This window comes from Paraburkholderia sp. BCC1885, assembly GCF_900996235.1.
In the GTDB taxonomy this organism is placed as follows: Bacteria; Pseudomonadota; Gammaproteobacteria; order Burkholderiales; family Burkholderiaceae; genus Paraburkholderia.
This window is the reverse complement of sequence record NZ_CAAJGM010000111.1, coordinates 567,503-593,376: the sequence shown is the minus strand read 5'-3', so window position 1 is coordinate 593,376 and position 25,874 is coordinate 567,503. Positions and strand designations below refer to the sequence as shown.

Sequence of the window (25,874 nt, the reverse complement as noted above, 5' to 3'; positions counted from 1 at the left end):
GCAACGTGCGCGACCTCGCAAGATCTGCATATTTGCTTAGCAGAATAATGCGTTTGTCTTATACAAGTGCGTGCCGTATCGTCATTGCTGGTTCTGGCTTCATGCGCGCCATGAGCGGCGTCGAGGCATCCTGACGGGCTTTGCAGAAGCGCTCACTGATTCGCAACGAACGATATGACGACGACACGTTTTGTTTTCCGTAGGTCTGCCAAACAGATCAAAGAGCTTGCGGCTGGCGCCGCGCGGCGCGTGTTTTTCAAAGCACTCGCAAGCGCCGCGCTCGTGCTCTGTGCAACGAGCCTTACCGCGCCGCGGACCAGTACGGCCTTCGCAGCCGACCTTCCGGTGTTGCGGGTCGGCGATCAGGCCTTGCAGACGCGTGGCATTCTCGAAGCCTCAGGCCAGCTTAAAAACCTGCCGTACCAGATCGAATGGTTCAACTTTCCGGCCGCGCAGCCGCTCGGCGAGGCGCTGAACGCAGGAGCCGTGGACGTAGGCGGCCTGGGCGATGCGCCGCTCGTGTTTGCACTCGCCGCGGGCGCTCAGGTGCGCGCAGTTGCCGCGACCCGCTCGCATCCCGTGGACCTCGCAATCGTCGTCAACGCGCATTCGCCGCTGACCGACGTCGCGAGCCTGAAGGGCAAGCGCATCGCTACGACGCGCGGCTCGATCGGGCATTTCCTCGCGCTGGCGGCGCTGAAAAAAGCCAACATTCCGCTCTCGCAGGTCACGCTGGTGTTTCTCGCCCCAGCCGACGCCAAGGCCGCGCTCGCGTCGGGCAGCGTGGACGCGTGGTCCGTGTGGGACCCGTACACCGCGCTCGGCGAATCGCGCGATCACGACCGCATCCTCGCGAACGGGGTCGGTTTGTCGGAAGGCCTGAGCTATCAGGTCGCCACCGATCGCACGATTGCCAGCAAACGCGCGCTTCTCGCTGACTTCCTGCGACGCGTGGCGCTCGGTCAGCAGTGGGCCCTGTCGCATCCAGACGAGGTCGCGGCGATGCAATCGCGCGTCACCGGCTTGCCGCCTGATGTGCTGAAGACGGTGTATCAGCGTGGCCAGGTGCACCCGGTCGCAATCGACGACAGCGTGGTGGCCGCCCAGCAGCGCACCGCCGATACCTACGAAGCGGCCAGCGTGATCCCGACGCATCTCGATGTGCGTGCGAGTTTTGATCGCAGTTTTCCTTTGCCATAGCAGGCTGCGTCCTTAAATCCATACGCATTCCTGAGTAAATAGCCGGATGGCTTGATGCGCATTGCCACGGAGTCCGAATGAACGCCCCCGATTTTGACGCCGCCCGAGTCCGCCCGGCGGCACGCCGCCACCCACCGCTTGATAGCAGCGCGTTTGACGCCCTGCTGGCACAACTCAGCGCCGAATTCGCCGCCGGCGCCGAATCGCACGATCGCAGCGGTGAATTTCCGCACGCCAATCTGGCCCGTCTGCACGGATACGACCTGCTGTCGCTGACGGTGCCCGCATCGCTCGGCGGCGCGGGCGCGAGCCTGTCGCAGGCCTTGAAGGTGGTGCGCGCGGTGGCGCGCGGCGAGCCGTCGACGGCGCTCGTCCTCGTCATGCAGTATCTGTTTCATCATCGCCTGCAGGGCAATGCACGCTGGCCTCGCGATCTGCGCGAACGGGTCGCCGGGGAAGCGGTGCGCGACGGCGCGCTGATCAACTCGTTGCGGGTCGAGCCGGAACTCGGCACGCCCGCGCGCGGCGGCTTGCCCGCTACGCTTGCGGTGCGCAGCGGCGACGGCTGGGTCATCAACGGGCGCAAGCTGTATTCGACCGGCAGCCCCGGTTTGACGTGGCTCGCGGTGTGGGCGCGCAGCGACGAGACCCCGCCGCGCGTCGGCGTGTGGCTGGTGCGGCGCGACACGCCCGGCGTGCGGGTCGGCGAGTTGTGGAATCATCTCGGCATGCGTGCCACTGGCAGCCACGAAATCGTCTTCGAGAACGTCTTCGTGCCGGCCGCGCATGCCGTGGATATCCAGTTGCCCGGCGAAGCGGGCGCCGGACTCGACGCGCTCGGCGTGGCGTGGATGAGCGTGCTGCTTTCGGCCGTCTACGATGGCGTGGCGCGTGCCGCGCGCGACTGGTTCGCGGGCTGGGCCGCGTCGCGTGTGCCCGCCAATCTCGGCGCGCCGCTTGCGAGTCTGGCGTCGTTCCAGCTGACACTCGGCCGCATCGACGCGCTGCTGTTCAGCAATCGCGTGTTGCTCGACGCCACCGCGCACGCCGAACGCGTCGCGCTCGACGAAGCGCCGCTCGTCAAATACACGGTGACGAATCAGGCAATCGAAGCCGTGCAGCTCGCCGTCGAGGCGAGCGGCAATCCGGGCCTGAGCCGCGACAATCCGCTCGAACGTCATTACCGCGACGTGCTGTGCGCGCGCATCCATACGCCGCAAAACGATTCGGTCTTGCAGGGCGCGGGACGGGCGGGCTTCGCAAACCGCCAGGCGTTAAACCGTTAAACGTTAGCCGCGCGTCGTCGCGCCGCGAACGAGCGGCTATTCTTCAGCCAATTCGGTGTAAACGCTGGCTCGCCTTATCCGCGCAATGCGTCTAAATTATCGCCACCTGGGCAAAATAGTCGAGGGACCAGACGGCCGTGTGCAGCGGTCTGTTTCGGGCGAAAGCGCATGATCAGCTGCGGTCGGCGGCTGATTGCTTCGTTCGGAGCAGGCCGCTGCGTGTCGTCCGCCCGCGGGTCTTTCGCCACGCATCCTCGCGTCCTGATCGAAAGTCGGCGGGTTTCCAGACTGCGCCACGGGTGATTTGCCGGCGCCGCTTTTCGTCCCCGCTTCCGTCCCCGCTTTTCGTCTCATTTCCCGCTGTTTTCCATTCCCGGCACCAACGGCGCGTGACACAGCCGCCCATGCCGTGCCTTCGCTCAATGCCGTTACCCGTCGACCCCCGCTGCCTGCCTCGCTGCGTGCGCGCCGGCGGTTTTGCTATCCTGTCGTCCAACCGTAATTAAACAGACCGCATTTCCGACCGACAGATGGCTTTCCGCTTCCGCCTGCTTACCGTCGCCGTGCTGGCCGTGTCGCTCGCGCTGGCGGGCTGCGACGACCAACAGGGCCAACGCGCCGTGCAAAAACTCAAGGATCTGTTCAACGCCGTCAAACCGGACGCGTTGCTGCTGAAGGACCTCACGCCCGGCGTTTCGACCGAAGAGCAGATTCGCCGTCAGATGGGCAAGCCGGAAACCGAGCGCGATTTCACCGACGGCTCCAAACGCCTCGAATATCCGCGCGGCCCGCAGGGCCTCAACACCTACATGGTCGACATCGACCGCGACGGCAAACTGCAGGCCATCACTCAGGTGCTGACGGCGGCCAATTTCGCCAAGGTGCAGATGGGCATGAGCGAGGACGAGGTGCGGCGGCTGCTCGGCAAACCGGGCCAGGTGGCGGTGTTTCCGCTCAAGCCGGAAACCGTCTGGAGCTGGAAGTGGCGCGAAGGCGGCGTGACCGAAGAGGGCATCTTCAACGTGCACTTCGACGCATTCCACAAGGTCTACACCACGTCGCGTTCCGACGTGATTCGCGGACGATAGGGAGAAAACATGCTGCGGCGACGTCCTCATTCGCGCATCGGTCTCGTACTCGGCGGCGGCGCCGCGCGGGGCTGGGCGCATATCGGCGCGATTCGCGCGCTACATGACGCCGGCATCAAGCCCGACGTGGTGTGCGGCACCTCGATCGGCGCGCTGGTCGCGGCGGTCTATGCGAACGGCGATCTCGACTGGCTCGAGGAATGGGTATCGCGCCTGACCTGGCAAACGGTGGTGCGGCTGCTCGACCTGCGCATCTCCGGGGGACTGCTGGGCGGCCGCAAGGTGATTCAGGTGTTTGCCAACCGCTTTAACGGTTGCGAGATCGGCCAGTTGCAGATGCCCTTCGCGGCGGTGGCGACGGAACTCGATTCGGGCCGCGAAACCTGGTTGCAGGACGGCAGCGTGGTGGACGCCGTGCGCGCCTCGATCGCGATTCCGGGCATCTTCACGCCGGTCTGGCACAACGGCGTCTGGCTCGTCGATGGCGGCCTGAGCAATCCGGTGCCGGTGTCGGTGGCGCGCGGTATGCGCGCCGACTGCGTGATCGCCGTGGATCTGAATAACGACATTCTCAACGGGCGCGACTTCGGCGGCATCACCGCCGCGGCGCCGCCGCTCGACCCCGATGCGCCGCCGCCCGGCACGCTGCGCAAAAACGGCAAGCCATGGCCGCGCTGGCTCGCACCAGCCAATGACGTGGTGTCGAACGATGTGCGGGTGGCGCCGGCGCCGAGCGCGCGCGTGCCGTCGATGCTGAGTTCGGTGGCGCAGAGCATCGACATCATGCAGGTGCGCATCACGCGCAGCCGCCTCGCGGGCGAGCCGGCGGACATCCTGATTCAGCCACGTCTCGGCGGCATGGGGATTTTCGATTTTCACCGCGCGGCGCCCGCGATTGCGGAAGGGCGCGCGGCGGTCGAACAGATGCTGCCGGCAATCCGCTCGCGGCTAGGGATCGAATAAACCGGGCGGATCCTAGATCCCGCCGGCATTCTTCGACGCAATCACCCGGCAGATCCGCTTGCCCGAGCTTTCGCTCGTCACGTCCTCGAACAGCAGGATCGCGCAATCGACCAGCGCCTCCACCACGAGCTTCGGTTCGAACGCGGTGTAGAGCCGGCCGTCGGCCTGGCGCTGGTCCGCGCCTTCGGTCACGCGCCACGACAGATACAGCACGCCGTTGGGCCGCAACAGACGCCGCAGGTTATCGACGGCGAGCGGAATCGATTCGACCGGCAGATGCATGATCACCGTCTCGCACACGACATTGTCGAAGCGCTCGTCGATCTCCGCGAGGGCGGGGAGCGTCGCCTCCCGAAACACGATCTCCGGATGCAAACGACGGGCTTCGGCGAGCAGGCCTGGCGAGGCATCGAAGCCGCTCACGTTGTAACCGTGTCCGGCGAGCCACGCCGCGTCGCGGCCGTTGCCGCAGCCGATCTCGGCCGTCGTCCCTTGCGGCACCAGATGCGTTTCCAGCAGCGCGTAAAGGTCGTTGGGCGGGGGCTGGTCGAGCCATTCCTGACTGTAGCGCGCGGCGTCATTGGTGTAGGCGACGAGCGTGGCGGAATCGTAGCGGGAGGTCATACGGCAGGCCCTCGGTCAAGGTTGTGCAAGTGCTACCGCCATCGCAGTGTAGCGGGGTTCGCCCTGGTCGTGACGCCAAAACGCAGTACGCCGCGCGCCGCCTCGTCTATCGAAAAAGCGACCCGAAACTTGCTAAATCGCGGCGCATACCTTGGCGCCGCCACGCGCCTTCAAAAACATATCGCCCGCTAAAACAGGGGTCTCGCGCCGCGCTGGCGGTGAATCAGTCAATGTTGCGTCGCAACACGTCATGACCCACCCGTTTGAGCAAACCATTTTCACTTGCGAGTATCCGCACCAATGCGGATGCGTCAGCCGGCGACAGCCGTGCCACTCGAACGCCGCCTGAGCTTTGCAAACCTGGATGGAGACAAACGTGTTCCTTTATGGCTTTGGTCCGGTGCTGCTCGCCGGTACGATCCAGACAATCGAGCTGTCGGTTCTGTCGCTCGCGGCCGCGGTTCTGCTCGGACTGGCAGGCGCGGCGGCGAAGCTCTCGCTGAACCGGCCGCTGCGTATGATCGGCACGGCTTATACGACGCTGATCCGCTCGGTGCCCGATCTCGTCCTGATGCTGCTGCTGTTCTACAGCATCCAGATCGCGGTCAACAATCTGACCGACGCGCTGAATCTGCCGCAATTCGACATCGACCCGTTCGTGGCCGGCGTGATCACGCTCGGCTTCATTTACGGCGCGTATTTCACCGAGACGTTTCGCGGCGCCTTTCTGGCCGTGCCGCGTGGCCAGCTCGAAGCGGGCGCGGCCTACGGCATGAGCGGGGCGCGCGTGTTCGCCCGCATCCTGTTTCCGCAGATGATGCGTTTCGCGCTGCCAGGCATCGGCAATAACTGGCAGGTGCTGGTGAAAGCGACCGCGCTGGTGTCGATCATCGGTCTTGCCGACGTCGTCAAGGCCGCGCAGGACGCGGGTAAAAGCACCTTCAACATGTTTTTCTTCATCCTTATCGCCGCGCTGATCTACCTCGCCATCACCACCTTGTCGAATCTCGTGCTGATCTGGCTGGAGCGGCGTTATTCGATTGGCGTGCGCCACGCGGAGCTTTGACAGAGACCATGAGCGAAATTCTTGCGCAATTCGGCCGGGCGTTTCTCTACTGGGACGGCCAGCGTATGTCCGGCCTCGCGGTGACCTTGTGGCTGCTGGTGGCGTCGATCGGCATCGGCTTCGTAGGCGCGATTCCGCTCGCGGTGGCGCGGGTCTCGAAGAAGCGCTGGCTGTCCACGCCGGTACGCGTCTACACCTACGTGTTTCGCGGCACGCCTTTGTACGTGCAGTTGCTGCTGATCTACACGGGCATGTACAGCCTCGAGTTCGTGCGCTCGCATCAACTGCTCGATGCGTTCTTCCGCAGCGGTTTCCATTGCGCTATTCTCGCGTTCGCGCTGAACACCTGTGCCTATACAACGGAGATTTTCGCCGGGGCAATCCGTTCGACTTCGCACGGTGAAGTGGAGGCGGCGCGGGCCTACGGCATGGGCTGGTTCACCATGTACCGCCGGATCGTCCTGCCGTCCGCGCTGCGCCGCGCGCTGCCGTTGTACAGTAACGAAGTGATCCTGATGCTGCATGCCACCACGGTGGCCTTCACCGCGACGGTGCCCGACATCCTGAAGGTGGCGCGCGACGCCAATTCGGCTACGTATGACTCGTTCAGCGCGTTCGGGATCGCGGCGCTGATCTATCTTGTTGTATCGTTCGCGCTGGTGGCGCTGTTCCGGCGCGCCGAGCGGCACTGGCTGGCGTATCTGGCGGCGCGGCCGCGCTAGGCGGCGCCTCCGGTTCGGGCCGCGCGTGACGGCGTCGCGCCGGTCTCGCTTGCTGCATGACGCATCTGTATTCACCTTGGGAGAGCAACTTGCTCCACACGACTCAAACTGAAGCCTGCAAGCTCGCCGTGCAGGACATCCACAAGCGCTACGGCGATAACGAAGTGCTCAAGGGTGTGTCGCTGAACGCCAACAAGGGCGACGTGATCAGCATTATCGGCGCGAGCGGGTCGGGCAAGAGCACGTTCCTGCGCTGCATCAACTTTCTGGAACGGCCGAACGCCGGGCAAATCGTCGTGGATGGCGAGACCGTGCGCACCAGGGCCGATCGCAGCGGCAATCTGGAAGTGGCCGACCACAAGCAGCTGCAACGCATCCGCACCAAGCTCGCGATGGTGTTCCAGCACTTCAACCTGTGGGCGCACATGAACGTGATCGAGAACATCATCGAGGCGCCGGTTCATGTGCTCGGTCTATCGCGGCGCGAGGCCGAGGAGCGTGCCCGCGAGTATCTGGAGAAGGTGGGTCTCGCGCCGCGGCTGGAAAAACAGTATCCGTCGCATCTGTCCGGCGGCCAGCAGCAGCGCGTGGCGATTGCGCGCGCGCTTGCGATGAATCCGGATGTGATGCTGTTCGACGAACCGACGTCCGCGCTCGACCCGGAACTGGTCGGTGAAGTGCTAAAGGTAATGCAGAAGCTCGCTGAAGAAGGCCGCACCATGATCGTCGTGACGCACGAAATGGGTTTTGCGCGCAACGTGTCGAATCACGTGATGTTCCTGCACCAGGGCCGCACCGAGGAAGAGGGCTTGCCCGCCGAGGTGCTCAGCACGCCGCGCAGCGAACGGCTCAAGCAGTTCCTCTCCGGCAGCCTCAAGTAACGCGTTCGCCGCACTTCCCGCATGGCACTTCGCTGATGGCTCGACCGTCCAGTCCGACCCGCACCACGCAGGTGGCAATCGTTGCATTGCCGCCGGTGTCGATGTCGGGCGTCGGGCCGATTGTCGACGCGCTCAATCTCGCCAATGAAATCGACGGCCGCGCGCTGTACCGCTGGCAGGTGTGTTCGTGGGACGGCCGTGCGGTGCCCCTTGCGGGCGGTGCGCAATGGCCCGCGGACGCCGCATTCGGTGACGCGATTGCCTGCGACTGGCTGATCGTCGTCAGCGAGCGGTTTCAGCAGTTCGCCGACTACCGGCTGTTTCTCGCCAGCCTGTCGCGGGTCGGGCAGCGCACGCCGCTCGTCACCGGCATCCATCATGGCGTGTGGTGGCTGGCGATGGCGGGGCAACTGTCCGGCTATCGCGTGAGCGTCAACTGGGAGACGTATCAGCAGTTCTCCGAACAGTTCGAACGCTCGATCGTCACCCAGCAGATCTTCGAAATCGACCGCGATCGCGCCACCTGCGCGGGCGGCCAGGCGAGCGTCGACTTCATGCTGGCGATGATCGCGCGCGAGCACGGTCCCGAACTGGCCGACCGCATCGCCGATACGCTCGGTGTGGGCGTGCTGCGCGCGGGCGAGGAGCGGCAGCGGATTCCCTTCGTCACCGCGCCCGGCGAGCGTCATCCGCGCCTGAACGACGCGTTGCTGCTGATGGAAGCGAATATCGAAGACCCGCTCACCAGCGACGAAATCGCGGGCCTGGTCGGTGTGTCGCGGCGGCAACTGGAGCGGCTGTTTCGCCAGTATCTCGGCTCGATGCCGTCCAAATACTACCTGGGGCTGCGTCTGTCGAAGGCGCGCACGCAATTGCAGCGCACCAGCAAATCGGTGATGCAGATCAGTCTCGCGTGTGGGTTTTCGTCGGCGGCGCATTTTTCCAATGCGTATCGTGAGCGGTTTGGCGTCACGCCGCGCGAGGATCGCCGCAACTGGATCGAAAAACAGACCGGCGCGGCGAGCGAGCCGCGTCCGGCCGCGCTGATCGAGCGTCCCGATGAAACCGGCCGGTAGTTGCTTGCGCCACAAGCGCGATAGAACCCGTCGCGTATGCGCAAGACGTTTCACGCGCGGTTTCCTACACTAACGCTATACCGTCATTACCTGCAACGAGGACTCGCCATGAACGACCGTGACCTGACTGTGACGCGCCAGACTTTCGACGAAGTGATGGTGCCGGTGTTTGCGCCCGCCCCGTTCGTGCCGGACCGCGGTCTCGGGTCGCGCGTCTGGGATACGCAAGGCCGCGACTATATCGACTTCGCCGGCGGCATCGCCGTCACGGCGCTCGGCCATGCCCATCCGGAACTGCTGAAGGTGCTGGCGGAGCAGGGCGGCAAGCTCTGGCACATTGGAAACGGTTACACCAACGAGCCGGTGTTGCGTCTTGCCAAACGTCTCGAAGACCTGACCTTCGCCGATCGCGCCTTCTTCGCCAATTCGGGCGCGGAAGCCAACGAAGCGGCCTTGAAGCTGGCGCGCCGCGTCGCCTTCGAGCGGCACGGCATCGAGAAAGACGAAATCATTTCGTTTACGCAGTCGTTTCATGGCCGCACGTTCTTCACCGTCAGCGTCGGCGGCCAGCCGAAGTATTCGGAAGGCTTCGGTCCGGTGCCGCAAGGCATCGTGCATTTGCCCTATAACGACATCGAAGCGGCCCGCAAGGCGATCGGCGCGAAAACCTGCGCGGTGATCGTCGAGCCGATCCAGGGCGAAGGCGGCGTGATCCCGGCGGATCCGGCTTTTCTCAAGGCGCTGCGCGAAGCCTGCGATCAGCACGGCGCACTGCTGATTTTTGATGAGGTACAAACGGGTGTGGGCCGCAGCGGCTTTTTCTACGCGTATGAGGACACCGGCGTGACGCCGGATATCCTGACCACGGCGAAGGCGCTCGGCAACGGTTTCCCGATTGGCGCGATGCTGACCACCAAGGCGCTCGCCGCGCATTTCAAGGTGGGCGTGCATGGCACCACTTATGGCGGCAATCCGCTCGGCGCCGCGATTGCGGAGAAGGTGGTCGAACTGATCAGCGATCCGACGCTGCTGGAAGGCGTGCGTTCGCGCAGCGTGGCGCTGAAGGGGCATCTCGCGAAGCTCAACGAGCGCTTTGGCATCTTCAGGGAAGTGCGCGGCAAGGGCCTCCTGATCGGCGCGGAACTGGCCGATGCCTATAAAGGCCGCGCCAGGGATTTTGTCACTGCGGCCGGCGAGCATGGCGTGATCATGTTGATGGCCGGCCCGGACGTGGTGCGTTTCGTGCCGTCGCTGGTGATGCCGCTCGACGACATGAGCGAAGGCTTCGAGCGGCTCGCGAAAGCGGTCGCGGCGGTGCTCGGTGCCACGGCCGCTGCAACGGAAACCACTGACGCAGCAGCGCGCTAGGCTCGCCTCATCACCGGCTTCACCCTAACCACTGGAACGACGATGCTCTTCGTACGCCCCGGCCGCCTCGCCGATCTCGATGCGCTCGAACACATGGCGCGCACGGCTCAACCCGTGCTGCACTCGCTGCCGCATGACCGCCGTGCGCTCGAAGCGCGCGTCGCGCTGTCGGAGGACTCGTTTCGTGCAGAAGTGGATTTTCCGGGCGAGGAGTTTTATCTCTTCGTGCTCGAAGACAGCGAGACCGGCAAGTTGCTCGGCACCGCCAGCATCGTCGCCGCGGCGGGTTATTCCGAACCGTTTTATGCATTTCGCAACGACGCGCTGATTCACGCCTCGCGCGAATTGCATGTGAACCGCAAGATTCACGCGCTGACCATGTCGCATGAACTGACGGGCAGAAGCCGGCTGGCGGGTTTTTACATCGACCCGTCGCTGCGCGGCGAGCCCGCCGCGCATCTGATGTCGCGCGCGCGGATGATGTATATCGCCGCCAATCGCAAGCGCTTCACCTCCGAGGTGTTCTCGCTGCTGCTCGGCGTGACGGACGACGACGGCGTGTCGCCGTTCTGGGAAGCGGTGGGCCGCAAGTTTTTCGGCCGCAATTTCGCCGATATCGAAATCGAGTCGGGCGGTCGCAGCCGCACCTTTATCGCCGAGGTGATGCCGAGCTATCCGGTCTACGTGCCGCTGCTGCCGGAGTCGGCGCAGCGCGTGCTGGGCGAGCCGGATGACGGCGCCTTGCTCGCCTATGACATTCACATGGAAGAAGGCTTCGAGACGGACCGCTTCGTCGATATCTTCGATGCGGGTCCGGTGCTGACCGCGCAGATCGAGCGCAGCGCCTGTGTCGCGCGCAACGAAACGCGCGCCGTGCGTGCGGCTATGGCGAGCGGGCCGGACGCCACTTATCTGGTCGCCAGCAATCGCGCGGGCGAGTTTCGCTGTGTGCTGGCCGGGCTGCCTGTAGAGAAGAACGCCGGGGCGCCGTTGCCCCAGACGGTGCGCGCGGCGCTCGGCGTACAGGATGGCGACGCGGTGCGCTGCGTGCCGCTGCATCAACCGCCGCAACAGCCGGATGAACTTTCGGGAGAGGCACCATGATCGTCGTTCGCGTCGTGCAGACGGGCGATGTGGACGCGCTCGTCGCGCTCGCTCAGGAGACCGGTCCCGGTCTCACCACCTTCAAGCCGGATCGCGATGCACTCGCGGCGCGTGTCGCGCGCTCGCGCCGCACCATGGAAGACAAGGCGGAGCCGCACGAGGCCGGCTATTTCTTCGTGATGGAAGATACCGCCACTGGCGACGTGGCGGGCGTATGCGGCATCGAAACCGCAGTGGGTCTGCAGCAGCCGTTTTACAACTACCGCGTGAGCACGGTGGTGCACGCGAGCCAGGACCTCGGCATCTGGACGCGCATGCGCGCGCTCAACATCTCGCACGACCTGACCGGTTATACGGAGGTGTGCTCGCTGTTTCTCAGCCCGCGTTATCGCGCAAGCGGCGTGGGCGGCCTGCTGTCGCGCTCGCGCTTCATGTTTCTCGCGCAGTTCCGCGAACGTTTTCCGCAGCGGCTGTGCGCCGAACTGCGCGGGCATTTCGACGCCAACGGCACCTCGCCGTTCTGGCGCGCGGTCGGCTCGCATTTCTATCAGATCGATTTCAACGCCGCCGATTATCTCAGCTCGCATGGCCGCAAAGCCTTTCTCGCCGAATTGATGCCGCGCTATCCGGTGTACGTCGAACTGTTGCCGCAGGAGGCGCAGGATTGCGTTGGCCTCACGCATAACGACACGATCCCCGCGCGCCGCATGCTCGAAGCCGAAGGGCTGCGCTACGAGAACCATGTCGATATCTTCGATGCGGGCCCGGTGCTGGAATGCCATATTGCCGACTTGCGCACGGTACGCGAAAGCGTGGTGGCGCCGGTCGAAATCTTCGCGCTGGGAGCGACGCCCGCGCCGCAGGATGGACCGAAGTCGCTGGTGTCGAACACGTCGCTGGGCGATTTTCGCGTCGGCGTGGCGGCGGGCGTGGTGCGGGACGGCGTGTTCCGTCTCACCGCCGACGAAGCCGCTGCCCTCGACGTGAAGGCAGGCGACCCGGTACGGGTGCTGCCGCTGAAACACAAACAAGGATGATCATGAGCGAGCTTTTCATCGACGGCGCATGGGTCGCCGGCACAGGACACCGTTTCGCCTCGCGCAACCCCGGCACGGGCGCGACGGTTTGGGAAGGCCGCAGCGCTTCGGCGCAGGATGTCGACCTCGCGGTGCGTAGCGCACGGCAGGCGTTTGCGGCGTGGTCGGCGTTGAGTCTGGACGACCGCTGCGGCGTTGTACGCCGCTTCGCCGCACTGGTGAGCGAGCGTAAAGAGGCGCTCGCCGAAGCGATCGGCCGCGAGACGGGCAAGCCGCTGTGGGAGGCGCGCACGGAGGTGGCGTCGATGGCGACCAAGGTCGAGATCTCGATTCAATCGTACAACGAACGAACCGGCGAAAAGCGCGCGCCGATGGCCGATGGCACGGCCGTGCTGCGGCATCGTCCGCATGGCGTGGTGGCGGTGTTCGGGCCGTACAATTTTCCGGGGCACTTGCCGAATGGACATATCGTGCCTGCGTTGATCGCGGGCAACGCGGTGGTCTTCAAGCCATCCGAACTGGCGCCCGGCGTAGCCCAGGCGACCGTCGAAGTCTGGCGCGATGCCGGCTTGCCGGCCGGAGTGCTGAATCTCGTGCACGGCGAGAAGGACACCGGCATTGCGCTGGCGAATCATCGGCAGATCGACGGCCTGTTTTTCACCGGCAGCTCGGACACCGGCACGCTGCTGCACAAGCAATTCGGCGGCCGTCCGGAGATCGTGTTGGCGCTGGAGATGGGCGGCAACAATCCGCTCGTCATCGGGCCGGTGGCGGATCTCGACGCAGCGGTGCATCACACGATCCAATCGGCGTTTCTGTCGGCGGGGCAGCGCTGTACTTGCGCGCGGCGCATCTTCGTGCCCAACGACGTGTTCGGTGATCGCTTCGTCGAACGTTTGACGGACGTCACCTCGCGTATCACGGTGGGCGAGTACAACGCCGAGCCGCAGCCGTTCATGGGCGCCGTGATCTCGGCGCGCGCCGCGAAGCGGCTTGTCGAAGCCCAGGCGCAATTGCTCGAAGCCGGCGCGAAATCGCTGCTGACAATGGCGCAGCGCGACCCGCAACTCGGTTTCGTGACGCCGGCTATTCTCGACGTCACCGGCCTCGCGGATCTGCCCGACGAGGAGCACTTCGGGCCTCTCGCACAGATCGTTCGTTATGCCAACTTCGACGAAGCCATCGTGCGTGCCAACGACACGCAATTCGGCTTGTCCGCGGGTCTGCTCGCCGACGACGAAACCCTCTGGACGCATTTCCAGCGCGCGATTCGCGCCGGGATCGTCAACTGGAACCGGCCCACCAACGGCGCCTCGTCCGCGGCGCCGTTCGGCGGCACGGGCCGCTCGGGCAACCACCGTCCGAGCGCGTACTACGCTGCCGACTATTGCGCTTACCCGATGGCCTCGGTCGAAAGCGCGCAACTGCAAATGCCCGCGAGTGTCTCGCCGGGCCTTCATTTCTGAGGATCGACGATGCAAGCCACAGAAGCCAATTTCGACGGGCTCGTCGGTCCGACCCACAACTATGCCGGCTTGTCGTTCGGCAATGTGGCGTCGCAAAACAACGAGAAGTCGGTCGCCAATCCGAAGGCCGCCGCGAAGCAAGGTCTGCGCAAGATGAAGCAACTGGCGGACCTCGGTTTTCATCAGGGCGTGCTGCCGCCGCAGGAGCGGCCCTCGATGCGCCTGCTGCGTGAGCTCGGTTTTTCCGGCGACGACGCCACCGTGATTGCCCGCGTCGCGCGCGATGCGCCGGAGTTGCTCGCCGCAGCGAGTTCGGCCTCCGCGATGTGGACCGCGAATGCGGCGACGGTCAGCCCATCCGCCGACACGCACGACGGCCGCGTGCATTTCACCCCGGCCAATCTGTGCAGCAAGCTGCACCGTGCAATCGAACATGAATCGACGCGCCGCACGCTGCGGGCGATTTTCGCGCAACGCGACCATTTCGAGGTGCATGAAGCGCTGCCTGGCACCCCGGCGCTCGGCGACGAGGGCGCGGCCAATCACACGCGTTTTTGCACGGAATATGGCAAGCGTGGAGTGGAATTCTTCGTCTATGGCCGTAGCGAATATCGTCGTGGAGCGGAGCCGAAGCGTTATCCGGCGCGGCAGACCTTCGAGGCGAGCCGCGCGGTCGCGCAACGTCATGGCCTTGCTGAAGCGGCCACCGTCTACGCGCAACAGAATCCGGATGTGATCGACGCGGGCGTGTTTCACAACGACGTGATCGCAGTCGGCAATCGCAACACGCTGTTCTGCCATGAACTCGCGTTCGTCGATCAGACGGCCGTGTACGACGAGTTGCGCACCAAACTCGCCGGGCTCAACGCGACGTTCGACGTCATCGAAGTGCCGGACGCGCAGGTGCGCGTGGCGGATGCGGTGACGTCGTATCTGTTCAACAGCCAGCTGCTGACGCGCCCGGACGGCAAGCAGGTGCTGGTGGTGCCGCAGGAGTGCCGCGAGAACGCACGCGTGGCCGATTATCTGGATAGCCTGACATCGCGTAGCGGCCCGATCGACGACGTGCTGGTATTCGATCTGCGCGAGAGTATGAAAAATGGCGGTGGCCCGGCGTGCCTGCGTCTGCGGGTGGTATTAAATGATGCGGAACGGGCGGCAGTGAGCTCCGGCGTGTGGATCAACGATGCGCTGTTCGGACAGCTCGATGCATGGATCGAAAAGCATTACCGCGATCGTCTCGCGCCGGCTGATCTGACCGACCCGAGCCTGTTGCTCGAATCGCGCACGGCGCTCGACGAGTTGACGCAGATTCTCGGCCTCGGTTCGCTGTATGACTTCCAGCGCTGAGCACGGCATGAACGCACTACTCGACGATTTTCTTGCGTACACGCTGGCGGGAACGCGTCCGGCTGCGGACGAGGCGCAGGGTGTCTGCGCGAACGGCGTGCGCTGGACGTGGCTGGACGACGGCATTTTGCAATTCGAACCGGCGGCTTCGACCGGCGTGCGCAGCGTGCTTGCCTCCGCCGGTGTCCATGGCGATGAAACCGCGCCGATCGAATTGCTCTCGCTGCTGGTGCGGGATATCGCCGAAGGGCAGGCGCCGCTCGCATGCCGTCTGCTGGTGATCCTCGGCAACATCGACGCGATGCGCTCGGCCTGCCGTTATCTCGACGACGATCTGAACCGCCTCTTCAGCGGCCGCCACCAACAGACGCCGCATAGTCACGAAGCGCCGCGCGCCGCAGCGTTGGAACAGGCGGCCACGCAGTTCTTCTGCAATGCCTCGGGTGCACCTGGTGCGCGCTGGCACATCGACATGCACACGGCCATCCGCGCTTCCGTGTTCGAGCAGTTCGCGCTGCTGCCGCATACGGGCGCGCCGCTCTCGCGGGCGATGTTCGAATGGCTGCGCGATGCATCGATTGCGGCCGTGCTGCTGCACACCACCAAAGGCAACACGTATTCGCATTTCACCGCCGAGGTGTGCGGCGCCGAAGCCTGCACGCTCGAACTCGGCAAGGTGAGGCCGTTCGGCCAGAACGATCTGACGCGCTTTGCGGGCACGGACAAGGCGCTGCGTCATCTGCTGGCAGGCGTCGAAGGAGATGCGGCGGCTCCGTTGCCGCGCGTGTTTACCGTGATCGATCAACTGACGAAGCAGAGCGAAGCGTTCGAACTGCTGGTGGCCGCGGACGTGGCGAATTTCACGCCCTATGAACAGGGCACCCTGCTGGCGCGCGATGGCGAGTATCGCTACGAGGTGCATCACGCGGAAGAGCGCATCGTGTTTCCGAATCCCACGGTCAAGCCGGGTTTGCGCGCGGGTTTGCTAGTGGTGGAGACGACCGGGGAGACGCTGGCCGCGCTTGCTTAGGTCTGCTTATGTCTGCTTAAGTCCCTTCGGTGCATCCACGCGGCGCACCGCGGCACCTCGCACCGTGGCACCGGTTTCCCAGCCCTGTACAATCCCGCCCTCGCGGCGGCTGTGCTGCATGACAGCCGCCGCGCGAGTTTGAATCGCGTATCTGGCGCGGCAATCATGTCGCGCGGATTCAGCTCTGTTTGATTTCATACCAGTAGAGGAAGACATCGAATGAAAATGAATTGGCGAAACATGGCCGCGCTGGCCGTCTTTGCGTCGGCGACTGCGACTGCGGGCAACGCGTCGGCCGCCGACATCAAGGAAATCCGCTTTGGCGTCGAGGCATCCTATGCGCCGTTCGAATCGAAGACGCCGGCCGGCGAGCTGCAAGGTTTCGACATCGACATCGGCAATGCGGTATGCGCCAAACTCAAGGCGAAGTGCGTGTGGGTCGAGAATTCGTTCGACGGTCTGATCCCCGCCTTGCAGGCGCGCAAATTCAATGCGATCAACTCGGATATGACCATCACCGAGCAGCGCCGCGAAGCGATCGACTTCACCGACCCGATCTACACCATCCCCAACCAGATGATCGCGAAGAAGGGCAGCGGCCTGCTGCCCACGCCGGCCTCGCTGAAAGGCAAGCATGTGGGCGTGCTGCAGGGCACGATCCAGGAGACGTATGCGAAGGCGATCTGGGCGCCGGCTGGCGTCGACGTCGTGCCGTATCAGACCCAGGACCAGATCTACGCGGACCTGGCCTCGGGCCGTCTTGACGCGGCATTCCAGGACGCCGAAGCGGCATCGAAGGGCTTTTTGATGCGTCCGCAAGGCGCGGGCTTCGAATTCGCCGGGCCGGCGGTCAGCGACGCGAAGCTGCTGGGCGGTGGCGTCGGCTTTGGCCTTCGCAAGAGTGACAAGCCGCTCAAGGACGCGCTCAACGAAGCGCTGAAAGAGCTGAAGGCGGACGGCACGATCGACCGTCTGGCGGCGAAGTATTTCAGCGTCAAGGTGGTGGTGAAGTAAGACGGTTCTCGCGCTACGGCGTCACGCCGGCAGCCGATAAGACAACGGCCGCGTTTGCGGCCGTTGTCTTTGATGCGTCCGATAATGCGTTAATACGCGCCACGTCTCATGCTTTGAAGGGCGCCGCCTCCGCTCAAACTACTTCAGATAATCGAACGCCACTTCACCCAGCCCGAGCGTCAGATCCGCCACGAGATGACGCGCTTCGACAATCTCCAGCACCGGCAGCTCGGCCACCGGTGCGAGCGCGTGCGGTGAGAGCTGCAGCGAAGCAGGGCCGGTCCATGCGCCCTTGAGGTCGATATCCTGCAGATAGAAGCGCACCAGTTCGCAGATGCGCGCGGTGCCGTCGACATGCGGCATCACCTTGAGCAGGAAGTTGGGCGCTTCGAGGCGCTTTTTCTGCTGCGCCAGATCGAGCTGGCGATGCTTGTAGCCCATCGTGCCGGTGGCGATGCGCACGGGACCGTAATCGAGCGTGCCGACCAGCGTGTCGGTATGCACTTCGAGCACCGGTTTGGCGAGCTTCTTCGGAAAGCCCCACAGTTCGCGGCCGCCCGCGATCGGCGGATGGTCGTCGAGGTACATCGCCAGCGTATAGCTGCCCGCGACGCCGTTGTATGACACCGGGATGACCTGACCGCTTTCGGTGTAGTCACCGAAGCCGGTCGAATCGGGCATGCGAATGAACTCGTAGTGCACCAGCGGCTCGCCCACTTCCAGCGGCTCCGGTACGACGGCGCGCAGCTTGGCCGGGTCGGTGCGGTAGGTGATGATCAGGAATTCCCGGTTGATGAACCGGTAGGGGCCGATCGGGAACGCCGGGCTCGTAATCGGCATGGCGAAGGCATTTTCTAGCACGCTTTTGACGTCCATGGTTTTCCTTGGTGGTTAAGCGAGGATTGCGCGGGTTGGAACGCTTCTGCACTGCACAAGAAGAGTATCGTCGATTCGCGTGACGCTCGCAGTCTCGAACGGGGAATTGAATATTTTCTGAAATTTCCGGCTTGCCATGCCCGATTGCTGCGGCCTGCGCTAAAATCGGCGGGCGTCGCAAAGTGGCGCCTGGCGGCGTTCGCAGCCGCGTCGCGCTTGAATTTCGGGCGCGATCACGCCGCAAGTCAGAACAGAAAACAGCAGTAAGCGCCACCGCGCTTACCGGGGGAGTTTGAATGACCAGCATCGAAGTCGACGATCCTAGCCGGCCTGGCGCTATGCCCGGCACGACGGACGGCGCATCAGTCACAGCCTGTTTCGCCCGCCAGCCGATCCTCGATCGGGACGGGATGCTATGCGGCTTCGAACTCAAGCTCTACTGCGTGGACAAACCGCCGGTGCCAGAGGGCGCGGATGGCGCTCCGGCCGAATCAGCCGCGCAATTGGCGCAATCGGCGCAATCGGCACAGGCGGCGTCGTCCGGGGCGCCTAAGGCTACGGACGCCGCAGCCGATGCAAGTGCCGATGCGGCCGGCGCAGCCGATGCAGCCGATGCAGCGGACCCCGGCGTCGAACTGCGTCCCGCCGCACCGCCCACGGTGACGCAAACCATCGTCGCCGCCTTGTTGCATTCGAACATGCGCGGCGCGCTGAACGGCCATCCCGGCTATCTCGACGTGAGCCGCGAGATGCTGTTCGACGACGCAATCGAACGCGTACCGGCCGAGCGCTTCATGTTCGAGATCCAGCCGGATATCGCGGTGGACGACGAGCTGATCGCGCGCATCGTCGTCTTGCATGCACGCCGCTACCGCTTCGTGCTCGACGCCGTGAAGGTGCCCAACGATACCTTTGCTCGCCTGCTGCCGTATGCCGAGGGCGTCAAGATCGACTTCCCGCATATCGCGCGCGCGCTGTTGCCGAAGCTCTCCACGGTGCTGAAGTCGGCGGGCAAGTTGTTGATCGCCGACGGCATCGACATTCAGGCGGATTTCGAAACGGCCCAGAGTCTCGGCTTCGACAAATTCCAGGGCTATTTCTTTGCTCGCGCGCACACGGCCACCTTGCGGCGCGTGAGTGCGCCGCGTCACGCGTTGCTGAATCTGCTGCAATTGCTGGCGGGCGACCCGACCGTGGCGCAACTGGAGGCGGAGCTGAAGCTGAACCCGGTGCTGGTGATGCACCTGATGAAGCTGGCCAATTCGAGTGGTCTCGCGGTCGGCCATAAGGTGACGACGCTGCGCGAGGCGATCAACGCCACCGGCACGAACCGGATTGCCCGCTGGACGCAACTGCTGCTCTACGCGGACGGCCGCAAGGTCGCGCTTGAAGATGACCCCTTGCTGCAACTGGCTGCCACTCGCGCGCGCTTCATGGAACTGGCTGTGCTGCGTCTGCCGGAAGCCGGCCGCGACGAGGCCGACGCGGCCTTCCTGACCGGCGTGTTTTCATTCGTGGATGCGGTGTTCGGCGGGTCGCTGGAAAACACGCTCAATGTGCTGACCTTGTCGAAGCCGATTCAATCGGCCATCTTGCATCGCGAAGGCGTGCTGGGCCTGCTGCTGTCCGCCGTGGATGCGCTCGAGCGCGGCGCGTGGACGGAGATCGAAGCCGCGTGCGTGCGGCTCGCGCCGTTGACGGTGAGCGACGTCGCGGAGCTGGGGCTGGCCGCGGCGGCGTGGGCTGGCGTTGCGGATCGCAGCGCCGAAGCAAAAGGGTTGGAGCGTATCGAAGACTAGACCCGGCGGACTAAACCCGGTGGACTAATCTCGACAAGGCGGTGAAGGAGGCGGCGCGTCCGAACTCCGGTGCGCGGCGCTTCAGCCCGGCAGGAAGCCGGACTGCTTACCCCTTCACAGCATCTCCATCTCCTGCATCGGCGCGTGGGAAAAAAAACGCCCTAACTCCCGCGCCAGTTCATTGAGCACCGCCATCTCGCCCTGGGAAATCCGCCTGGCTTCGTCGGCCTGGCACCAGTCGCCGTAGAGCAGGGCGACGGTCGACTGATTTTCTCCCATCACCGGCAGCAGCACGAACGAACGCGTATCGGCGAAGCTGCGCTTGAACCACTCCGGCAGCCGCGCCACCATCTTCGGGTCGCGGGCATTTTCTATAAAGATACCCACCGAATTGGCGATGGCGAGATGAAACACGTCAGGCTCGAACGCCGTGTTGAAGGTCAGGGTAGGCAGGGCTTCCTCGATCTGCGGACCGAATCCCATGCGCGCCTTGAACGTGCCGCTGCTGTGGCGCACGAACATCACGGTGCGCGCGAAGCCGAGGCCGGCGTGCACCGTTTCGGAGGCGAGCGCAAGCGCCGGCCCAAGTGCGCTGCCGGATTTCAGCGCGCGTAAGTCTTCGACGCCGGCGCTGATGCGTGCCTCGGGATCGCGCGCCTCGCGGGCAATCGCGTCGGCGTTGGCGCGCAGCTCGACGATTTCGCGCATCACGCCTTCGCCGTCTTCTTCGCGGGCGAGGGCGACGCTCATTTCCACCAGCGTTTCAGGATCGGTGTTGAGCGCGCGGCCGTAGCGGTGCGCAAGCTCGGCAATGCGGGCTTCGCGCTGCCATTCCGGCATGTTCGGCGTGGTCAGCACGCTGGCGACGTCGGTGGAATAGTTGGTGATGGCGCGCAGCCATAGCACCTGTTTCGGCTCGTCGGTTTCGAGCGGATCGAACTCGCCCATGCCGGAGCGGATCACGTCCGGCAGGCGCCAGCGCACCGCGGCTTCCGCGCCGATTTCGTCGAAGGTCACGCCCAGCACCGCCACGCAGGCTTGCGCCTCGTCGACATTGGTTTCGATCTGACGGCGGATCTGGTCCCACTCGGCGTCGAGATAGAACACCACCAGCAGCTTGCCGATTTGCCGCATCAGCGTGCAGACCACTGCCTCTTCGCCGGCGCGCAAATCGCCGCGCTCGGTCAGCTTGCGTGCGACACAGCCCGACAGCAGCGTGCGGTTCAGTTCGAGCTTCGCGTCGATGCGGCGCGGCACGCTGTGATGGAAGTGGTCGACGATCTTCAGTCCGACCACCAGATGGCCGACTGCATCCATGCCGAGCACCATCAAGGCGCGCGACACGGTGGTGATGTTGCCGCCGAAGGCCATGTACATCGCCGAGTTGGCGAGGCGCAGGACCTTCTGGGTCAACGCAAAATCCGACAGCACGACCTGCACGAGACCCGAGAAATCAAGGTCGTCGTTGTTCATTGCAGCCATGGTTGTGCGCAGCGATTGCGACAGCATCGGGAAATCGCCGCGCTCGCTCATTCGAGACCAGAGCCTGTCGAGCACCGCTGCCTTTACCATGTGATTCCCGCTAAAGCCATACCTGTTCCAGTGAGTGGCAGACCGGCGTCAAGCCGCCGGTGTGCGATGCGCAAACGCCTGTTCTGTCCGGGCTGCATCAGGCCGCTTCGTGCAGATGCAGCGTTTGGGCCTCGAAACGCTGCGCCAGTTCCTCGGATGGCAACGCCTTGCAGACGAGCCACCCCTGAATATGATCGCATCCCATTTCGGTCAGGAGCGTGCGCTGCGCTTCGGTTTCCACGCCTTCCGCGACCAGTTCGAGGTCGAGCGTCTGGGCGAGCCCGACAACCGCGCTAACGATTGCCTGATCGTTTCGGGAGGTTAGCAGATTCTCGACAAAGCTTCGGTCGATCTTCAATTTGGCCAGCGGGAACCGCTGCAGGTAAGCCAGACTCGAGTAGCCGGTGCCGAAATCGTCGACCGCGAAGCGGATGCCCATGGCGGTCAGTTCTTCCAGCAGCCCCTTGGCGTGCGCCGGGTCGTGCATCAGCAGGCTTTCGGTGATCTCGAACACGAGGCGGCGCGGGTCGATGCCGGTCAGCTCGATCGCCTCGCGCACGCTGTCCTTGAAACGCGGGTCGCGGAACTGCTGCGGCGAGACGTTGACCGCCACGTATTGCAGCCGGATGCCGCGCGTATCCCACTGGATCAGCTGCATGCAGGCGATCTTCAGCACCCAGTTGCCGAGGTAATTGATGAGCCCGACCGACTCCGCGAGCGGAATGAACATCGAGGGCGGCACGAGGCCATGCACCGGATGCAGCCAGCGGATCAGCGCCTCGACTCCCACCACGCCGTGGCTCTGGCTGCTGGTGATGGGCTGGAAATGCAGCGAGAACTCGCCGTTGCGCACGGCGTCGTACAGGTCGGCTTCGAGCTTGAGACGTTCGGCGTCGGCCGGGTTGTCGTCCGGCACGTAGAACGCCAGGGTGTTGCCGCCGGCCGCCTTGGCTTGCAGCAGGGCGTGGTCGGCCCAGCGCAGCAGGTGGTTGTCGCGCGCGGCGGTGTCGTTGGCGTGCTGCACGTCCGGATAGAGCGCAATGCCGATGCTCGCCGACAGATGCACCTGCTGGCCGTTGAATACGTAAGGCTGCTGGATCGCGGTCAACAGGCGCCGGGACAGCGCTTCGGCGGCGCTGACTGCATCGGTGCGCGAGGCCGCGGCCGGCATCAGGATGGCGAATTCGTCGCTGGCCACGCGGGCGATCTTTTCGCCCTGGGTCGCGGTATTGGACAGGCGCCGCGCGGTTTCGCGCAGCATTTCGTCGCCGGCGTCGTAGCCGAGCGCGCGGTTCACGCGCTGATAATCGTCGATGTCGAGCAGCAGCAGGGCGGCCGGCGTGCCGTGCGCGTCGGCTTTCTGCTGGGCGTCGAGCAGGGCCGGCACCAGCGCGGACTGGTTGGCGAGACCCGTCAGGCGGTCGTGGTGCAGGGCGTGCGTGAGGCGCTCTTCGATGGCGCGCCAGGCCGAGACGTCGAAGCCGGCAATCGCGAAGCCTTCGATGCCGTTGTGGCTGCTGCGGACCACCCGCAATTCGACGGTGACCGGATAGGTCAGCGACTTGATCAGGTCGAGCGTGGTCTTTTCCACGCCGCCGGTGGCCGAGGCGCGGGCGAGCAGGGCGTCGAGGCGCTCCGCGTCGGCGGGCGCGACCAGGTCGTGCAGCGTGATGGTTTGCAGATACTCGCGGTGGTAGCCGATAAAACGCAGGCTGGCTTCCGACACGTACAGAAAATGCAGTTCCCTGTCGACGTGGGCAAGCAGGTCGACTGCACCGACGGCCTGCTCGAAGGGCGAGCGGCTGGCGCTCGGCGGGGGTGAGACTTCCGCGCGCCGGCCAAACGCACGAACCCGGTCCATGACCGTGCGCAAGGAGCCCAGACGGGGCGCGGTGATCCTGTTCGCTTCCATGTTTCTCGCTGGCAACCTGTGTTCGTCTGCAGGCGGTACGGCTCACTCCGCCTGCCCGGCGCGGATGGTCGGGAGGTATGAGACCGCCTATCAAACGAGATAACGACCCGCACGGCGAAATCTTTAGCGCTTTACTGCAAAACTTAGGGTTAAAAAGCCGATGGTAAGGATTTGTGGCCGCGCTTCTGATCCATGCCTGGTGGATTCGGTTAAAGTGGCGCCGTTGGCGGTCCGTTATTGATAGCAAGCCTGACATTCGAGGGCGGCCGTGGCCTATCGCGTCCGCTGCGCAGTCTTTCTAAATTCATGCACCGATGAGCCATGTCTGAACCTTTTTCTGCCCGGGGCAAGCCCGGGCATGCCGAGGTGCAATCTGCGCAGGGCGCCACGCCGGCGGCTGAGACGCCTTTTGTCTATCTGGGACGGCAGCCGATTCTCGACCGCGACGGTGCGCTGCACGCCTACGAACTGCTGTTTCGCGCCGGCGCCCACAACTATGCCGAAGTCAGCGACGACGCTCAGGCGACCGCCCAGGTGGTGGCGCGGACGATCGGCGGAATCGGCGTCTCGGCGGTGCTCGGCCAGCATCGCGGCTATGTGAACATCGGCCGTGGGCTGCTGTTCGACGATATCGTCCATCTGATGTCGCCCGAACGCTTCGTGCTGGAAATCCTCGAAACCGTCAGCTTCGACGCGCGCCTCGTGCGCCGGCTCGGCGAGCTGCGCCGCGCGGGCTTCCAGGTGGCGCTCGACGACGTCTGCGAGTTGACGGACGGCTTACGTTCGGTATTGCCGCATACGGACATCGTCAAGATCGACTTTCTGGCGACGCCCCGCGCGGCTCTGCCGAAGCTGGCGGCGGCGGTGCGCGCCGAGGGCAAGACGCTGATTGCCGAGAAGGTGGAGACGCGGGAAGATTTCGCGCTGGCGAAAGATCTCGGCTTTCACCTGTTCCAGGGATACTTCTTCGCCCGTCCGCAGGTGCTGACCGCGCCGCGCAACCGCTCGTCGCGCCCGGCGCTGCTGCGCCTCCTCGCGTTGCTTGCCAGCGACGCCGGCATCGTCGAGCTCGAAGCGGAGTTAAAGCGCAATCCGAACGTGGTGGTGCAACTGCTGCGCCTCGTCAATTCGAGCGCGTTTGGGCTGGGGCGCAATATCGCCTCGTTGCGCGAGGCGATCATCGCCACCGGCACGCGGCAGATTGCGCGCTGGGCGCAATTGCTGCTGTACGCGGACGGCGGCGACCTGCCGTGGCGCTCCGATCCGCTGGTGCAACTGGCCGGCACGCGCTCGCGTTTCATGGAACTGGCGGCACGCTGGCTGCGTCCGAAAGACGAAGACTATGCCGACGCTGCCTTCATGACGGGGATCTTTTCCCTGGTGCACGTGGTGCTGGGCACGACGCCCGCCGAGGCGCTCGACAAGCTCGGCCTCGCTGCGCAGATCCGCGATGCGATCGTCGAGCAGCGCGGCGCGCTGGGGGCGCTGCTGAAGATCGCGTCGGCCGCCGACCAGGGCGTGGACAAGCATGCCGATCCGGCCTCGCTTGCCCGCAGCGCCGAGGCGCCGGCCGGCTTCGCGGCGCTGACGCCCGAGGTGCTGGCGGAACTGAACCTGTCGGCGGCGGCGTGGTTTGGCGCGCACGCGGGGTTGGAGTAGCCGGCGGTTTCTCACTATTTTCTCAACGGCCGCGAGGACGCGGAGCCCTTGCCGGGTCATCCGGCGTGCTTTTTCGGGACGTGGTCCAATACTGGATAAGTCATGACTTGACGCGCCTCATGAGGTGCGGCAGGGTGTGGTTCCATCCAATGCACGGCCAACGTGCGTCAACGCTTGAAGGGGCTTGAGATGAAACAAAAGTTCATGCCGGTATTGCTGGCGACCGTGTTGTCGGCCGGGTTTGCGCTGCATTCGCTGACGGCGTCCGCGACGCTCAAGCCAGGCGACGCCGCACCGGATTTCACCACGCAGGCATCGTTGGGCGGCAAGACCTACACCTACTCGCTGGCCGACGAACTGAAGAAGGGGCCGGTGGTGCTGTACTTCTATCCGGCGGCTTTCACGACGGGTTGCACGATCGAGGCGCATGAATTCGCGGATGCCGTGGACGAATACAAGAAGTACGGCGCGACGGTGATTGGCGTCTCGCACGACAACATCGACACGCTGACGAAGTTCTCGGTAAGCGAATGCCGCAGCAAATTCCCGGTGGCCGCCGACGCCGACGCGAAGGTGATCGGCGCCTACGACGCGGGCCTGCCGATGCATGCCCCGATGGCGAACCGGGTGTCGTACGTGATCGCACCGGACGGCAAGATCATTTACGAATACACGAGCCTGTCGCCGGACAAGCACGTTGAGAACACGCTGGAAGCGGTCAAGCAATGGGCGGCGACGCACAAGGCGCAATAGTGTCTTGCCGATGATCCCGCGGACCTGC

General features: G+C 64.6%; 22 protein-coding genes. 18 read left to right on the top strand and 4 right to left on the bottom strand.

Features of this window, described 5'->3' with window-relative positions:
- Nucleotides 1–174 precede the first annotated feature (174 nt).
- The 4 genes from FQ755_RS11575 (at nt 175) to FQ755_RS11560 (ending at nt 4,537) form a co-directional block, all read left to right on the top strand.
- A complete protein-coding gene (locus FQ755_RS11575) occupies nt 175–1,200 on the top strand; it encodes an ABC transporter substrate-binding protein (protein ID WP_144154171.1) in 1,026 nt (341 codons plus the stop codon).
- Nucleotides 1,201–1,277: 77 nt separating this feature from the next.
- On the top strand, nt 1,278–2,486 hold the full coding sequence (locus FQ755_RS11570; RefSeq protein WP_144154169.1) for an acyl-CoA dehydrogenase family protein: 1,209 nt from the start codon (nt 1,278–1,280) through the stop codon (nt 2,484–2,486).
- Between the two features lie 530 nt (nt 2,487–3,016).
- Nucleotides 3,017–3,574 (top strand): hypothetical protein, encoded by a 558-nt coding sequence (locus FQ755_RS11565; RefSeq protein WP_144154167.1) that lies wholly within the window; start codon nt 3,017–3,019, stop codon nt 3,572–3,574.
- A 9-nt stretch (nt 3,575–3,583) separates the two neighbouring features.
- A complete protein-coding gene (locus FQ755_RS11560; protein ID WP_144154165.1) occupies nt 3,584–4,537 on the top strand; it encodes a patatin-like phospholipase family protein in 954 nt (317 codons plus the stop codon).
- 12 nt (nt 4,538–4,549) lie between these two features.
- Here the strand turns inward: FQ755_RS11560 and FQ755_RS11555 are convergent, their stop codons facing one another.
- Nucleotides 4,550–5,161 (bottom strand): class I SAM-dependent methyltransferase, encoded by a 612-nt coding sequence (locus tag FQ755_RS11555; RefSeq protein WP_144154163.1) that lies wholly within the window; start codon nt 5,159–5,161, stop codon nt 4,550–4,552.
- Nucleotides 5,162–5,537: 376 nt separating this feature from the next.
- Here FQ755_RS11555 and FQ755_RS11550 point away from each other — a divergent pair, with 376 nt between their 5' ends.
- The 11 genes from FQ755_RS11550 (at nt 5,538) to FQ755_RS11500 (ending at nt 17,275) form a co-directional block, all read left to right on the top strand.
- The gene (locus FQ755_RS11550) at nt 5,538–6,227 is read left to right on the top strand and encodes an ABC transporter permease (protein ID WP_144154161.1); all 690 of its coding nucleotides are present in this window, start codon (nt 5,538–5,540) and stop codon (nt 6,225–6,227) included.
- Between the two features lie 8 nt (nt 6,228–6,235).
- On the top strand, nt 6,236–6,949 hold the full coding sequence (locus tag FQ755_RS11545) for an ABC transporter permease (RefSeq protein WP_144154159.1): 714 nt from the start codon (nt 6,236–6,238) through the stop codon (nt 6,947–6,949).
- A 56-nt stretch (nt 6,950–7,005) separates the two neighbouring features.
- Entirely contained in the window at nt 7,006–7,830 is an 825-nt protein-coding gene (locus tag FQ755_RS11540; protein WP_144154157.1) for an ABC transporter ATP-binding protein, read from the top strand.
- Between the two features lie 35 nt (nt 7,831–7,865).
- Nucleotides 7,866–8,906, top strand: coding sequence for a GlxA family transcriptional regulator (locus FQ755_RS11535; RefSeq protein ID WP_144154155.1), 1,041 nt, complete (start codon nt 7,866–7,868; stop codon nt 8,904–8,906).
- A 108-nt stretch (nt 8,907–9,014) separates the two neighbouring features.
- Nucleotides 9,015–10,274, top strand: coding sequence for an aspartate aminotransferase family protein (locus FQ755_RS11530; protein ID WP_144154153.1), 1,260 nt, complete (start codon nt 9,015–9,017; stop codon nt 10,272–10,274).
- A gap of 42 nt (nt 10,275–10,316) precedes the next feature.
- Nucleotides 10,317–11,378, top strand: a complete 1,062-nt coding sequence (aruF, locus tag FQ755_RS11525; protein ID WP_144154151.1) for an arginine/ornithine succinyltransferase subunit alpha — start codon at nt 10,317–10,319, stop codon at nt 11,376–11,378.
- A complete protein-coding gene (gene astA / locus FQ755_RS11520; protein ID WP_144154149.1) occupies nt 11,375–12,415 on the top strand; it encodes an arginine N-succinyltransferase in 1,041 nt (346 codons plus the stop codon). The genes aruF and astA overlap by 4 nt, the downstream gene beginning before the upstream one ends.
- Before the next feature lie 2 nt (nt 12,416–12,417).
- The gene (gene astD, locus FQ755_RS11515; protein WP_144154147.1) at nt 12,418–13,881 is read left to right on the top strand and encodes a succinylglutamate-semialdehyde dehydrogenase; all 1,464 of its coding nucleotides are present in this window, start codon (nt 12,418–12,420) and stop codon (nt 13,879–13,881) included.
- Nucleotides 13,882–13,890: 9 nt separating this feature from the next.
- Nucleotides 13,891–15,231 carry an N-succinylarginine dihydrolase gene (gene astB / locus FQ755_RS11510; protein WP_144154145.1) on the top strand — a complete coding sequence of 447 codons (1,341 nt, stop codon included), beginning with the start codon at nt 13,891–13,893 and terminating at the stop codon, nt 15,229–15,231.
- Nucleotides 15,215–16,261 (top strand): succinylglutamate desuccinylase, encoded by a 1,047-nt coding sequence (gene astE, locus FQ755_RS11505; RefSeq protein ID WP_144154143.1) that lies wholly within the window; start codon nt 15,215–15,217, stop codon nt 16,259–16,261. The genes astB and astE overlap by 17 nt, the downstream gene beginning before the upstream one ends.
- A 219-nt stretch (nt 16,262–16,480) precedes the next feature.
- The gene (locus tag FQ755_RS11500; protein WP_144154141.1) at nt 16,481–17,275 is read left to right on the top strand and encodes an ABC transporter substrate-binding protein; all 795 of its coding nucleotides are present in this window, start codon (nt 16,481–16,483) and stop codon (nt 17,273–17,275) included.
- Between the two features lie 138 nt (nt 17,276–17,413).
- Here the strand turns inward: FQ755_RS11500 and FQ755_RS11495 are convergent, their stop codons facing one another.
- Nucleotides 17,414–18,151, bottom strand: a complete 738-nt coding sequence (locus tag FQ755_RS11495) for an acetoacetate decarboxylase (RefSeq protein WP_144154139.1) — start codon at nt 18,149–18,151, stop codon at nt 17,414–17,416.
- Between the two features lie 296 nt (nt 18,152–18,447).
- On the opposite strand from FQ755_RS11495, the gene FQ755_RS11490 reads away from it, so the two are divergent.
- Nucleotides 18,448–19,950 carry an EAL and HDOD domain-containing protein gene (locus FQ755_RS11490; RefSeq protein WP_144154137.1) on the top strand — a complete coding sequence of 501 codons (1,503 nt, stop codon included), beginning with the start codon at nt 18,448–18,450 and terminating at the stop codon, nt 19,948–19,950.
- A gap of 114 nt (nt 19,951–20,064) precedes the next feature.
- On the opposite strand, the gene FQ755_RS11485 is transcribed toward FQ755_RS11490, so the two are convergent.
- Nucleotides 20,065–21,522 carry an HDOD domain-containing protein gene (locus FQ755_RS11485; RefSeq protein WP_144154135.1) on the bottom strand — a complete coding sequence of 486 codons (1,458 nt, stop codon included), beginning with the start codon at nt 21,520–21,522 and terminating at the stop codon, nt 20,065–20,067.
- Nucleotides 21,523–21,619: 97 nt separating this feature from the next.
- On the bottom strand, nt 21,620–23,383 hold the full coding sequence (locus FQ755_RS11480) for a putative bifunctional diguanylate cyclase/phosphodiesterase (protein WP_260858544.1): 1,764 nt from the start codon (nt 23,381–23,383) through the stop codon (nt 21,620–21,622).
- A 372-nt stretch (nt 23,384–23,755) separates the two neighbouring features.
- On the opposite strand from FQ755_RS11480, the gene FQ755_RS11475 reads away from it, so the two are divergent.
- Together FQ755_RS11475 and FQ755_RS11470 are read left to right on the top strand one after the other, a co-directional pair.
- Nucleotides 23,756–25,093 (top strand): EAL and HDOD domain-containing protein, encoded by a 1,338-nt coding sequence (locus tag FQ755_RS11475; RefSeq protein ID WP_144154131.1) that lies wholly within the window; start codon nt 23,756–23,758, stop codon nt 25,091–25,093.
- A gap of 189 nt (nt 25,094–25,282) precedes the next feature.
- A complete protein-coding gene (locus FQ755_RS11470; RefSeq protein ID WP_144154129.1) occupies nt 25,283–25,846 on the top strand; it encodes a peroxiredoxin in 564 nt (187 codons plus the stop codon).
- Nucleotides 25,847–25,874: the final 28 nt, after the last annotated feature.

Excerpts from the sequence above, each read along its gene's own strand:
- FQ755_RS11470 (WP_144154129.1), top strand. The coding sequence starts at position 25,283 with ATGAAACAAAAGTTCATGCCGGTATTGCTGGCGACCGTGTTGTCGGCC.
- FQ755_RS11560 (WP_144154165.1), top strand. The coding sequence starts at position 3,584 with ATGCTGCGGCGACGTCCTCATTCGCGCATCGGTCTCGTACTCGGCGGC.
- astD (WP_144154147.1), top strand. The coding sequence starts at position 12,418 with ATGAGCGAGCTTTTCATCGACGGCGCATGGGTCGCCGGCACAGGACAC.
- FQ755_RS11575 (WP_144154171.1), top strand. The coding sequence starts at position 175 with ATGACGACGACACGTTTTGTTTTCCGTAGGTCTGCCAAACAGATCAAA.
- FQ755_RS11485 (WP_144154135.1), bottom strand. The coding sequence starts at position 21,522 with ATGGTAAAGGCAGCGGTGCTCGACAGGCTCTGGTCTCGAATGAGCGAG.
- FQ755_RS11545 (WP_144154159.1), top strand. The coding sequence starts at position 6,236 with ATGAGCGAAATTCTTGCGCAATTCGGCCGGGCGTTTCTCTACTGGGAC.
- FQ755_RS11535 (WP_144154155.1), top strand. The coding sequence starts at position 7,866 with ATGGCTCGACCGTCCAGTCCGACCCGCACCACGCAGGTGGCAATCGTT.
- FQ755_RS11495 (WP_144154139.1), bottom strand. The coding sequence starts at position 18,151 with ATGGACGTCAAAAGCGTGCTAGAAAATGCCTTCGCCATGCCGATTACG.
- astA (WP_144154149.1), top strand. The coding sequence starts at position 11,375 with ATGATCGTCGTTCGCGTCGTGCAGACGGGCGATGTGGACGCGCTCGTC.
- FQ755_RS11540 (WP_144154157.1), top strand. The coding sequence starts at position 7,006 with ATGACGCATCTGTATTCACCTTGGGAGAGCAACTTGCTCCACACGACT.
- astB (WP_144154145.1), top strand. The coding sequence starts at position 13,891 with ATGCAAGCCACAGAAGCCAATTTCGACGGGCTCGTCGGTCCGACCCAC.
- FQ755_RS11500 (WP_144154141.1), top strand. The coding sequence starts at position 16,481 with ATGAAAATGAATTGGCGAAACATGGCCGCGCTGGCCGTCTTTGCGTCG.
- FQ755_RS11530 (WP_144154153.1), top strand. The coding sequence starts at position 9,015 with ATGAACGACCGTGACCTGACTGTGACGCGCCAGACTTTCGACGAAGTG.
- aruF (WP_144154151.1), top strand. The coding sequence starts at position 10,317 with ATGCTCTTCGTACGCCCCGGCCGCCTCGCCGATCTCGATGCGCTCGAA.
- FQ755_RS11475 (WP_144154131.1), top strand. The coding sequence starts at position 23,756 with ATGTCTGAACCTTTTTCTGCCCGGGGCAAGCCCGGGCATGCCGAGGTG.
- FQ755_RS11555 (WP_144154163.1), bottom strand. The coding sequence starts at position 5,161 with ATGACCTCCCGCTACGATTCCGCCACGCTCGTCGCCTACACCAATGAC.
- FQ755_RS11565 (WP_144154167.1), top strand. The coding sequence starts at position 3,017 with ATGGCTTTCCGCTTCCGCCTGCTTACCGTCGCCGTGCTGGCCGTGTCG.
- FQ755_RS11570 (WP_144154169.1), top strand. The coding sequence starts at position 1,278 with ATGAACGCCCCCGATTTTGACGCCGCCCGAGTCCGCCCGGCGGCACGC.
- astE (WP_144154143.1), top strand. The coding sequence starts at position 15,215 with ATGACTTCCAGCGCTGAGCACGGCATGAACGCACTACTCGACGATTTT.
- FQ755_RS11490 (WP_144154137.1), top strand. The coding sequence starts at position 18,448 with ATGACCAGCATCGAAGTCGACGATCCTAGCCGGCCTGGCGCTATGCCC.
- FQ755_RS11480 (WP_260858544.1), bottom strand. The coding sequence starts at position 23,383 with ATGGACCGGGTTCGTGCGTTTGGCCGGCGCGCGGAAGTCTCACCCCCG.